The 11757-nt window shown below is 31.3% G+C and carries 13 protein-coding genes, 1 pseudogene and 1 riboswitch; of the genes and pseudogenes, 9 read left to right on the top strand and 5 right to left on the bottom strand.

What is annotated here, in order from left to right:
* The 5 genes from FIA58_RS20050 to FIA58_RS20030 form a co-directional block, all read right to left on the bottom strand.
* Positions 1–483: a PulJ/GspJ family protein gene (locus FIA58_RS20050; RefSeq protein ID WP_165928965.1), complete on the bottom strand. Its 483-nt coding sequence runs from the start codon at positions 481–483 to the stop codon at positions 1–3.
* A complete protein-coding gene (locus tag FIA58_RS20045; protein ID WP_140964482.1) occupies positions 473–799 on the bottom strand; it encodes a hypothetical protein in 327 nt (108 codons plus the stop codon). The genes FIA58_RS20050 and FIA58_RS20045 overlap by 11 nt, the downstream gene beginning before the upstream one ends.
* Complete coding sequence (locus FIA58_RS20040; RefSeq protein ID WP_140964481.1) at positions 774–1997, bottom strand: hypothetical protein; 1224 nt, start codon at positions 1995–1997, stop codon at positions 774–776. Before FIA58_RS20040 ends, FIA58_RS20045 begins: the two co-directional genes overlap by 26 nt.
* Positions 1997–2707, bottom strand: a complete 711-nt coding sequence (locus FIA58_RS20035) for a toxin-antitoxin system YwqK family antitoxin (protein ID WP_140964480.1) — start codon at positions 2705–2707, stop codon at positions 1997–1999. Before FIA58_RS20035 ends, FIA58_RS20040 begins: the two co-directional genes overlap by 1 nt.
* Before the next feature lie 72 nt (positions 2708–2779).
* On the bottom strand, positions 2780–3817 hold the full coding sequence (locus FIA58_RS20030; RefSeq protein ID WP_140964479.1) for a tyrosine-type recombinase/integrase: 1038 nt from the start codon (positions 3815–3817) through the stop codon (positions 2780–2782).
* Positions 3818–4029: 212 nt separating this feature from the next.
* Here FIA58_RS20030 and FIA58_RS20025 point away from each other — a divergent pair.
* The 9 genes and pseudogenes from FIA58_RS20025 to FIA58_RS19985 form a co-directional block, all read left to right on the top strand.
* Positions 4030–5133: pseudogene (locus FIA58_RS20025) on the top strand (RHS repeat-associated core domain-containing protein); the annotation flags it as partial.
* 40 nt (positions 5134–5173) lie between these two features.
* Positions 5174–5500 (top strand): hypothetical protein, encoded by a 327-nt coding sequence (locus tag FIA58_RS20020; RefSeq protein WP_140964477.1) that lies wholly within the window; start codon positions 5174–5176, stop codon positions 5498–5500.
* 428 nt (positions 5501–5928) lie between these two features.
* A complete protein-coding gene (locus FIA58_RS20015; protein WP_140964476.1) occupies positions 5929–6141 on the top strand; it encodes a VF530 family protein in 213 nt (70 codons plus the stop codon).
* 520 nt (positions 6142–6661) lie between these two features.
* A riboswitch (TPP riboswitch) is annotated at positions 6662–6759 on the top strand.
* 66 nt (positions 6760–6825) lie between these two features.
* Complete coding sequence (gene thiS, locus FIA58_RS20010) at positions 6826–7032, top strand: sulfur carrier protein ThiS (protein ID WP_140964475.1); 207 nt, start codon at positions 6826–6828, stop codon at positions 7030–7032.
* A 71-nt stretch (positions 7033–7103) separates the two neighbouring features.
* Positions 7104–8927, top strand: a complete 1824-nt coding sequence (thiC, locus tag FIA58_RS20005) for a phosphomethylpyrimidine synthase ThiC (RefSeq protein ID WP_140964474.1) — start codon at positions 7104–7106, stop codon at positions 8925–8927.
* Between the two features lie 45 nt (positions 8928–8972).
* Positions 8973–9560 (top strand): thiamine phosphate synthase, encoded by a 588-nt coding sequence (locus FIA58_RS20000; RefSeq protein ID WP_140964473.1) that lies wholly within the window; start codon positions 8973–8975, stop codon positions 9558–9560.
* Positions 9533–10288, top strand: a complete 756-nt coding sequence (locus FIA58_RS19995; protein ID WP_140964472.1) for a hydroxymethylpyrimidine/phosphomethylpyrimidine kinase — start codon at positions 9533–9535, stop codon at positions 10286–10288. The genes FIA58_RS20000 and FIA58_RS19995 overlap by 28 nt, the downstream gene beginning before the upstream one ends.
* The gene (locus tag FIA58_RS19990) at positions 10281–10904 is read left to right on the top strand and encodes a thiamine phosphate synthase (RefSeq protein ID WP_140964471.1); all 624 of its coding nucleotides are present in this window, start codon (positions 10281–10283) and stop codon (positions 10902–10904) included. Before FIA58_RS19995 ends, FIA58_RS19990 begins: the two co-directional genes overlap by 8 nt.
* Positions 10891–11661: a thiazole synthase gene (locus FIA58_RS19985; RefSeq protein ID WP_140964470.1), complete on the top strand. Its 771-nt coding sequence runs from the start codon at positions 10891–10893 to the stop codon at positions 11659–11661. Before FIA58_RS19990 ends, FIA58_RS19985 begins: the two co-directional genes overlap by 14 nt.
* The last annotated feature ends 96 nt before the right edge of the window (positions 11662–11757 follow it).

Here is an 11757-nt window from a genome sequence, read left to right as displayed (position 1 = left end):
TTATTCTTTCCAAAGAATTAATTGATTGGCATAAATCGGTTTGTAAAAACGAAGTGGTATGATATTTTTATTAATAACTAATTGCAATTCCAGTTTTTGAAACACTTTACTTTTTTTTGAATTAAAAAGCGAGTCCATACGGATTTCATTAATTTGTATTTTAAAAGTATCAGTGAAATTTTGTGCTTTTCTAATAAAGTAAGTTTCTTCCTTTTGATAAAAAACAGTATCTCCATCATAGGTTTGAAAGTAAACTCCATTCTCTCTTACCATCATTTTCTCACTATCAAAAACGGCTTTGTTTAAACTATAAGACAGTCTGTTGAAATCTGCTGTTTGTTCGTTTTCTTTTTTAAATGCTAAAATTTGTTCTGAAACAATTGTAAAAACACCAAAAATTAACCCAACTATTATAGCAGTAATGACCATGCTAACCATAACTTCTACAATTGAAAACGCTTTTATGTAGTTGCTATTCTTCATCAGTATGAATGTAAACGGTTTTAGTAACATTGGTAGACAAACTATCTTTATAAATAAGGGTTACTTCTTTCAAATAAGCATTTATCCAATTTTCTGTAACTTCTATATTTTCAATTTCGGTTTCATCTTGCAATTGCATCAAATAAAACTGTTGGTTTATTTCATTTTGATGGGAATATTGCTTAATTGATGTTTTGGGAGAAAACACATTGGCATATACCATTATAGCAATATAAATGCAAATCGAGATGATGGTTAATGCAATAACCGATTCTATTATGGAATTAGCTTTATAATACCTTTTTAATAATGGCATAACGGTTGTTTTTATTATTAAAAATGGGCATATCTATAAAAACTTTTGGTTTTTTGGTTATATCAATTGTAACGTCAGCAATAGTATTAGAGTAGCTAGAAGAAAGTGTTTTGTGATTCAATTTTGAAGTATAAACAGCTCCATATACATCACTTTTTAAAGTTAAAACACCAGTACAATAAATATTGCCCATTACTTTACCTTTTTCTTTTATTTCTAAAGTGTTTTTATTCAAATGAACTAAATCGTTACCAAAAAGCATTACTAAACCGGCAATTTTGAATGCTTCGTCAATGAACGCAAAAGCTTTCTGGTCTTCTTTATTATTATATAATGCAATAACAGAAGGATAATTCAATGTCACTTCTTTTTCAATACTAATTGACTCTTTAGCAAACACCTGAATAGTACCTTCAAAGCCTGATTCAATGGCTACTTTTGGTGCAATGATGATAACATCTTCTAAAATATTATTTTTTCTAATGTATATGGAATCATTGGAACTAACAATAAAATTACCTTTTATGATTTTGTTTTCCAAAGTTGTATTGCTCATTTGAAATTCTATAGTTTCATTAAAAAAAGAATTTACATATATAGAATCCTTTTTCTTATCTACAGCATTAAAATTTGTTTTGTAACTATTTCTGATTTCAAAAATAGAGTTGCATTTATCCGAAAGAGTAGGCAGTTGAATTTCTGAAATGGTTTTGTTTCCTTGAATACTAATTTTATTAGGTCTATTATTTATATAAGATTCTTTTATACGGTCGGTTGGCATAAAAAGGTTTCCTTTTATAGTAACATCACCCGAAAGACTTAAAGGTTGGGTGAAATTTGCCATATACAGAGCGATATTAGTACTAGCTACTTTTTGACCTACAAAATGTGCAGAAGAGATGGTGTCATTTTTCACATAAGATTGTGTCAAAAGTAAAGGCAATAAACCATGATTCTTAATAGAAAATTGTGATTGAATTCCAGTTTCTTCTTCTGTTAAAATAGATTCATCAGTAACTAAACTATTGCCTAAAGCATAATTTACTGTAGATTGGTTACTTATGAATAAGGTTTCATGTGTGACATAGTACAAATTCAGCTGGTTATATAAATTTGATAATAATAACAATCCTCCACAAAATATCGCTACAAGTAAGCAAACATAAACAGCATACAATAGACTATGTGCTTTTACCATTATTTTTCCTTTTTACTAAAAAGACGCGTAAAGAAGTTCTCTTTTTTGTTTTTTTCTTTTGGAGATTCTTTTGATTTTCCTTTTTGATTTTGAGACTTTTCTTTTTCAGCTTTTTTTAACTCTTTTTCTTTCTCCTTTTGAAGTTTCAAAGCTTCTTTCTCTTTAAATTTGGCTTCTTTAGCTAAAGCTTTTTCTTCTTTGGTTAATTTTGGTTTTGGTATAAAAATTTCACCATTTTTAAATTGGATAGTATCTTTTGAAATATAATTGACCCATTGACCATGTTTTTTTCCTTTTTTGAATTTCCCTTTTTCAATTATATTACCATTACCGTCAAATTTTTGAAAATCACCACTTGACAATCCATTACTGAATTTTTGAGTGGTTTCTAATGTTCCATTTTGAAACCATGTTTTCCATAAACCTACCTTTAAACCTTTTTTGAATTTCCCTTGTTCCGCTAATTGATTACTATGATAGAATTTCTTAAAATCATCATTTAAAAGTTGCCCAGCAACACCTCCTTGTGAAGAATGAATTAATCCTCCTTTGAACCAATAGTATTTTTTTGTATTTTTAATACTACTCACTTTATCTGTAGTATAAAACTCATATCTATATTCTTTATCAGATACTCTTTTAATAGTATACGGATCTGTAAAGGATATTAAAAAAATGTTGATGAACACAATTGTAAAAATCTTCTTCATTATATATGTGATTAAAAACGAGCGCAAGTTAGTTTTTTTTATAAAACCTTAATACTGTTTATGTTAATTTAACTAGTAACTTTCTAATTTAGTATGCACTTTTTCAATTTCTTTATCAATATAAGCTTGAGCATAATGTACATATCGGTTAAAAGAACTACTGCCATGACTATGACCACTTATTTTTCGAACTAAATGTTCAGGCATACCTAATATTAATAAAGTAGTAATAGCGGTTCGACGCATCATGTGCGAACTCATTTTATCGCAAAAACGTTCCTTTGTTTTGCTACTTACTTTTTTGGTTTTACCTTGCTTTTCTCTTGACACTTCGACTACATCTGTAAAACCAGCTAGCTCTCCTATTCTTTTTAAAGAACGATTAAAGTTGGATAAATTCTTTTCACCAAAAAGAGGTGTTTTGCTACTAGAAGGTTTGTATTTCTGATACACTTCTATAGCATAGCTTGGTAATTTAATGAAACTATAGGTTTTAGTCTTTTTTGATTTTAATTTTAAGTACCAATCTTCATTTGTTTTTTCAAAATTTTTATTGGTCAACAAAAAGATATCCGAAAAACGAAGACCCGTTGTACAACCAAAAACAAAAATATCTTTTAGTTTAATTTGAGTAGAAGTGAGTTTCTTTTCAAATTCTTTATCGTGAATTAAAAATTTTAATTGATCAGGGGACAAAACTAAAATATCAATTTCTTCTTTTCTTACATAAAACTGTTTGTGAAAATCCCCAACATATAAATCTTTCTCTTCTTTTAAATAATTAAAGAAAACCCGAATCACTTTTATGTTTGCACCAACATAATTGTCGAAGCATCCTTTTTTATACATAAATTCAGTAAACCCTTTATAGAATTTTTTCCAATAGGCTTTTTCCGATTTTAATTCTCGAGCTGTTAATCTTAGGATACTACAAACTCTAAGTTCAAAATTAGCCTCAGTACTATACTGAATTAAATTTTGAAGCACATATTTATAATTCACAATGGAACCAGTTGTTATTCTTTCTCCGTTTTTTTTCAATCTTTTTCCAAATTCAGAATCTCTAATAAATTGTTTGAATAAAGGAACTAAAAGAAGTGGTTTTTTCATTAAAAACTATTTTTGCAAAAATACACAAAAAACATCTCAAAAAAATACCTATATTTGAGATAACAAAACGTTCTTACAAACAGCATAAAAAAGCTCTATTTTAGGTCGTAAAAATGTCGAAAAAAGCATAAAAGTGCATTTTTAAGCATTTTTACATAGCTGTAATATATTGCAAATACTGATGCTAATCACATTTTGACTACTATCCTTTTGGAATGACCTTGCCAAGCCGCACCAGCTCTAGCACAGCCTACCGTTACGGTTTCCAAGGACAAGAAAAAGATGATGAGTTAAAAGGGGAAGGGAATTCGTTAAATTACACTTTTAGAATGCATGACCCTCGAGTGGGTAGGTTTTTTGCAACTGATCCTTTGACTAAAGAATATCCTGAATTAACACCATATCAATTTGCAAGTAACAGCGTAATTGATATGATAGAGATTGAAGGTCTTGAGGATGGATGGACTGTTAATAGTCAAGGACAAATTGGACCAGCTGCATTAGGACCTATAACTGGAGGATATTTTAATTCGTTTTATGATGCATACAGTGCTGCAAGTTTAAACATACAGAATCCATCAAGTTTTTATACTTTAAAAGCGTATGCTAGAACACCCTCAGTACAAATTCCTCAAGCACAAGTACGTGGGATTACTTTTGAGTCTCACCAAAAGCAATACTCAAGCCATTACTTGGCTGCACACGATCCTACTATGAAAGCAGTTAGCGTAGGCTTATTAGGTGGAGCTTTTGCAGTAGGGACTTTAGAAGCTTATGGTGCATATACTGCATGGTTTGGGACAACAGGATTTGCTGAAACGGTGACGGGATCTGGTTGGATTCCTGCTTTACAGAGTCAGTTTAGTCTGAATGCAGGGAGAACTATTTTTATAGGTGGAGGAAGTAGTTACTTTTCACAATATGTAGGTAATGGTTTTACTACTGATAAGATGGATTATGGTGATGTAGCTATCAGTGCTGTTTTCGGTGGTAACGGAGGATTATTTATGAGGTCATTAACAAATATTACAGTTGAAGATGTTTTTACAATTAATTCAGTCTCTGATACTGCCCTAAACTTTTCTTTAGGGAAAGTAAGTAGTAGTTTAAATAAGTCTATATCAGCTTCTAGTGGGGAAGTATTTAGCTCTTCTGCTATGGGTGCGTATATGGAAGGTATTTCAAACACAATGGTAAAGACAGGTCTTTCTTTATTTAAGAAACAAATTAAATCTTTAGAAATTAAACAAAAGGAAATAAACTCAGTTCAACTTAATGGTCTAAATAGTAATAAGAAAAAAAATAGTTTTAATTAGGATTTTCCGCTTTGAAAAACTATTAAATTAAAAAATAATCATGAATTTCACTAGTATATTAAAGGAAAAATTAGTACCTGTTATAATAATTGGGTTTTTAGCATTCTTAATTTATTATTTAAATAAGGAAAAATCATTAGAACCAAAAGAAATAGTACATGGTAAGATCATTGATATTAAAATTGCTGTTAATATTCAAACTTATTATATTTATAAATTTAGTTTTAAAAATAAAATTTATAAAGGGAGTTACTTGGTAGACGATATTAACAAAAAATTACTTAATAGATGCTTTGAGATCATTGTCAATATTAATGATCCTAATATTAATAAATTATGTATAGATAAAGAAGTAAATTGCCCTTAGCTGGTCCGAGCGTCTCTAAATAATCGGCATCGCTACCGCGAGCTTCTAGCTCGTGGACACAAAGTTTATAAAAACAACAAAAGCAACTCTTTTAAAAGTTGCTTTTGTTGTTTTATAGCCTAGCTTTACTAATTGTAATATAAAAAGACTAAAGTTCTAATCTAGCCCCGATTGTAGCAAGTTACCGTGTAACGCGGAAAGCGGGTGGGATTTTGTACTGAAAATATTTATACTGCTTCTTAAAAAATTAACACACTCACAATAGTCTTTTGACATAGTAGTATATTATAAAAGACAAAAAGCAACTTAGAAATGAGTTGATTTCTTTATGAAATAAATGCAATCCAAAACGTAATGCAACTTTTCCCTTTTTCTTTGTTATTTTGAATGTCTAAATACATATTTTTGAATCACAAAAATCTAAAAAAATGAGCAATGATCCTTTACATGGTAAAACTTTAAAAACAATTGTAGAACAATTAGTTGATTTCTATGGTTTTGATACTTTAGGAGAATTAATTAAAATCAAATGTTTTACTGAAAACCCTTCGATAAAATCAAGTTTAACTTTCTTACGAAAAACCGATTGGGCAAGAAAAAAAGTGGAAGAATTGTATGTTAAGACGTTGCCGAAATTTTGATTTTTTAAAGATGAATGAAATATTTAATAATTATCCTGTTATTCCCTATTTATTCTTTTTCTCAATTTGAATTAGATTATGTAACTATTCAAAAAAAAATAGGGAGTCAACAATATTGATAGCACTTTTATTCAAAAAAAACAACCAAAAACTTAGATACGATCTCTTTTACATCCTCTAAAAAAGTAGTTTATTGTTAAATGTCTATATTAGAAATTATAATGGCATTGATAAAAAGACAAAGATCAGTTCATTAAAGATTTTACAGCAATTAAAACAAAATCATTTCACGATCTAAGAGTTCTATATGATGATAAAAATTTGAAAATGATTATTGAATATTATGAAAATGATTCACAAATCAAATTAGTAAGTCTTGTACTATCAGTTGACAAATGAACCATTGATGGGTTTTTACCCCTTTTTTACCCATCAATACATCACTGATTTAAACATACAATCGTAAGCTACATTTTGAAAACGATTGTTTTTTTAGAAACAAAAAAATCACTACATTTGTTTTTCACTTTAGGGGTGTCTGTAATATTACAGGCTGAGATTTTACCCTCTGAACCTGATCTAGTTCATACTAGCGTAGGGAAAAGTAAGATGACTTCTTTGTACATTCATGTACTAGTATAGCCATTCCTAAAGTATAACTATATACTAAATTCAGTTAAAGGAATGGAATTAAAAATCAACAACCAAAAGAAAACTTTCGATTGTAAAACACTTACAATCCAAGAACTTATCGATTTCGAACTTCCCGAAAAACAAAACGGAATAGCCGTTGCTGTAAACCAAACCGTGGTTTCCAAAAACCAATGGACTACTTTTTCCCTATCTCCTTCCGATGACATTTTAATAATTACTGCTACACAAGGTGGTTAAATTTAGTATTCAGTTCCAAAAAATCAAAAAAATTTTAAACTATTTGACTTAACAACTTTAAGACTAAAAATATGACAAACGAAGAAAAAATATCAAGAGAACCTTTTCCAAATTCAAGAAAAGTGTATATCGACGGTAACATTCATCCAATAAAAGTTGCCATGCGAGAAATCGTGCTATCAGACACTAAATTAGCCAAAGGTGGTGTTGAAAAAAATCCTCCAGTAACTGTTTACGATACTTCCGGACCTTATACCGATCCAAATATCGAAATTGACGTTAGAAAAGGATTACCACGCTTGCGCGAACAATGGATTATAGACCGTGATGATGTAGAAGAATTAACTGAAATTTCTTCAAACTATGGGAAAGAGCGTTTGCAAAAAACAGAACTAGACCATTTGCGCTTTGAATATTTACATAAACCGATGCGTGCCAAAAAAGGAGCCAATGTTACCCAACTTTACTACGCTAAACAAGGTATTATTACTCCAGAAATGGAATACATTGCCATTCGTGAAAACCAGCGCATTGAGCAATTAGAAACTCAAACGAAAGCGATGCAATGCCAACATGTAGGGCAAAGTTTTGGAGCCAATACACCAAAAAGTAAAATCACACCCGAATTTGTAAGAAGCGAAGTAGCAGCTGGTCGAGCAATAATTCCAAACAACATCAACCATCCTGAAAGTGAACCGATGATTGTTGGGAGAAATTTCTTAGTAAAAATTAATGCCAATATTGGAAACAGTGCTGTAACTTCTAGTATTGAAGAAGAAGTAGAAAAAGCCGTTTGGGCTTGCCGTTGGGGAGCAGATACTATAATGGATTTGTCAACTGGTAAAAACATTCACGAAACTAGAGAATGGATCATTCGTAATTCTCCAGTGCCTATTGGAACGGTGCCTATTTACCAAGCACTAGAAAAAGTAAAAGGCGTTGCTGAAGATCTAACATGGGAAATTTTTAGAGATACTTTAATCGAACAAGCAGAGCAAGGGGTTTCTTATTTTACGATTCACGCTGGTGTCCTTTTGAGATACATTCATTTAACAGCCAATCGAGTAACAGGAATTGTCTCTCGTGGTGGTTCTATCATGGCAAAATGGTGTTTATTCCATCATAAGGAAAACTTTTTATACACCCATTTCGAAGAAATCTGCGAAATCATGAAGCAATATGATGTGGCTTTCTCACTTGGAGATGGATTGCGTCCGGGTTCTATTGCTGATGCTAATGATGCTGCTCAATTTGCCGAATTAGAAACACTGGGAGAACTAACAAAAATTGCATGGAAATACGATGTCCAAGTATTTATTGAAGGTCCAGGTCATGTTCCTATGCACATGATTAAAGAAAACATGGATAAACAACTAGAACATTGTTCGGAAGCTCCATTTTATACATTAGGACCTTTAACAACTGACATTGCTCCAGGTTACGATCACATTACTTCTGCCATTGGTGCAGCAATGATTGGTTGGTATGGTTGTGCGATGCTTTGCTATGTTACTCCAAAAGAACATTTGGGTTTGCCCAATAAAAAAGATGTGAAAGATGGGGTAATTACGTATAAGATTTCAGCACATGCTGCCGATTTAGCCAAAGGACATCCAGGAGCACAATACCGTGATAATGCTTTGAGTAAAGCACGTTTCGAATTTAGATGGGAAGACCAATTCAACTTGGCGCTAGATCCAGACACAGCAAGAGAATTTCACGATGAGACTTTACCGGCAGATGGTGCCAAAGTAGCGCACTTTTGTTCGATGTGTGGTCCAAAATTCTGTTCGATGAAAATCTCTCAAGAAATTAGAGATTCAGCAGCTGCAGAAGAAGGCATGAAAGCCATGTCGGAAGAGTTTATCGAAAACGGAAAGGAAATTTATTTGTAAGGATAGTAATTAGTGATTAGTCAAAAGTAATTAGTCAAAATTAATATGATAGTAATTTCAAATCCAATGGAAATAGTGAATGAAACAAACATCATCAATGCTCTTTTTGAAGAAGGTATGGAGTTATTTCATATTCGAAAACCAAATTATTCAATAGAAGAATTACGTTCTTTTTTGTCTGCAATAAATTCGAGTTATTATTCAAAATTGGTTTTACATCAACATCATGTATTGGCAGAAAAATTTCAAATAAAGAGACTTCATTTTACTGAAAAAGACAGACTTGCTAAACCTAACAGGTTTTTGAAACCTGTTAGGTTTCTTTCAACATCGGTTCATTCGATAACAGATTTTAATGGTTTACCCAATATTTTTGATTATTCCTTTTTAAGTCCAATTTATTCAAGTATATCAAAAGAGAATTATGTGCCAACTAAAAATGCCTTCGAAGAAATAAAAAAACGAACCAATCAACATACAAAATTGATTGCGTTAGGAGGTGTTTCGGTTGAAAACATAAAAAATACATTAAGTAATGGTTTTGATAATATTGCTATACTAGGAACCATTTGGAACAGTAAAAATCCAATAGAAAATTTTAAAAAATGTCAAAAAATCGTCCATTCGTTTTAAGTATTGCTGGTTTTGATCCTTCTGGTGGAGCTGGTGTTTTAGCTGATGTAAAAACATTCGAGCAACATCAAGTATACGGTTTAGCAATCGTAACAGGAAACACGATTCAAACCGAAAATGAATTCATTAAAATGGCATGGATTTCAATGGACTCTATCATAGAATCTATTGAAGTTCTTTGTAATAAATATGAAATTAAAGCCGTTAAAATTGGCATTATTCCTTCTTTGGATTATTTAGAAAACATAGTTTCAACTATAAAAAGAATAGCTCCGAAAACAAAAATTATTTGGGACTCGGTTTTAAAATCTAGTACCAATTTCGATTTCATGAATCTAGAAAATCAAACCAAATTAGAAGTAATTCTAAAACAAATCTATTTGATAACACCTAATTATAATGAGATTGTAACATTAAGTCATTCAAATGAAACACCAGAAAATATTGCAAAATCACTTTCTAAATCTTGTGCTGTTTTGTTAAAAGGCGGTCATAATTTAGAAGCATTGGGAACCGATTTCTTGTTTCTTAAAGATGAGATTATCACATTGTTACCAGAAACCAAAATTATTCTTAGCAAACATGGTTCGGGTTGTGTTTTATCTTCAGCTATTACTGCAAATTTAGCTTTGGGATTTGATACTACATCCTCTTGTCAAAAAGCTAAGATTTACATCGAAAAATTTCTTCATTCCAACAATACATTATTAGGATATCATCATGATTAGTAAATTACACTATATCTCACAAGGAAATACAGTTGACGAACAATTGTATAACATTGAAAAAACATTAGACAACGGTTGCGATTGGATTCAATTGCGTTTTAAAAATGGCAATTACAACCAACTTTTGACTCTTGCCGAAAAAACAAAACAACTTTGTAGCCAACACAAAGCCACTTTTATTATTAATGACAAAGTAGATTTAGCTTATCAAATGGAAGCTGATGGTGTTCATCTAGGTTTAGACGATATGCAAATTAAAGACGCTCGTGCTATTTTGGGCAACCAAAAAATAATTGGTGGAACAGCCAATACGTTGGAACACATTTTACAAAGAGTAAATGAAAAATGTGGTTACATAGGTCTTGGTCCTTTTCGTTTCACTACTACCAAAGAAAAATTAAGTCCTATTTTAGGTTTAGAAGGCTACCAAACTATTCTAAATCAAATGAAAGAAAATAATATCTCAACACCTCTTATTGCTATTGGAGGCATTCAAGTGGAAGATGTTTCAGCCCTACTAAAAACAGGAATTCATGGTATTGCTGTTTCAGGATTATTAACTCAAAACCCAACAATAACAACAACACTCAACGAAAAATTATATGTCAATATTTAAAATTTCAGATACAATATTTACTTCCCGTTTGTTTTTAGGAACGGGAAAATTCGGGTCTAATCAACAGATGGAAGAAGCTATTTTGGCTTCCGAAAGTGAATTAGTAACAGTAGCCTTAAAACGTGTCGATTTTGAAACCGAAACAGATGCTATTCTTTCCCATTTAAAACATCCCAATATTAATTTGTTACCAAATACTTCAGGTGCTCGAAATGCAAAAGAAGCTGTTTTTGCAGCGCAATTAGCCAGAGAAGCTTTTGAAACCAATTTCTTAAAATTAGAAATTCATCCCGATCCCAAATATTTATTACCCGATCCAATTGAAACGTTAAAAGCAACGGAAGAATTAGCTAAATTAGGTTTCATAGTATTGCCCTACATTCATGCCGACCCAGTTTTATGTAAACTATTAGAAAACGCTGGAACAGCAACCGTAATGCCATTAGGTTCTCCCATAGGAAGCAATAAAGGATTAAAAACGATTGATTTTTTAGAAATTATTATTGAACAAAGTAATGTTCCTGTTATTATTGATGCTGGAATTGGTGCTCCTTCTGATGCTGCCAAAGCCATGGAAATTGGTGCAGATGCTGTTTTAGTAAACACAGCAATTGCTGTCGCACAAAATCCAAAGTTAATGGCAGAAGCGTTCAAAGAAGCAGTAATAGCAGGAAGAAAAGCTTATGAAGCACAATTGGGTTCGGTTTCTAGTTTCGCACAAGCATCAAGTCCGTTAACGGCTTTTTTGAATGAGTGAATAGAATTTATTTATACTTAGTACTTATTTTAGCACGCAGATTTTACAGATTTCCGCAGATAAAAAATGACTTAGATGCATAAAAAAATCTACTAA

This window comes from Flavobacterium jejuense (assembly GCF_006491595.2).
Lineage (GTDB): Bacteria > Bacteroidota > Bacteroidia > Flavobacteriales > Flavobacteriaceae > Flavobacterium > Flavobacterium jejuense.
Note: the sequence above shows the minus strand (reverse complement) of the source record. Positions and strands in the feature narration are given on the sequence as shown.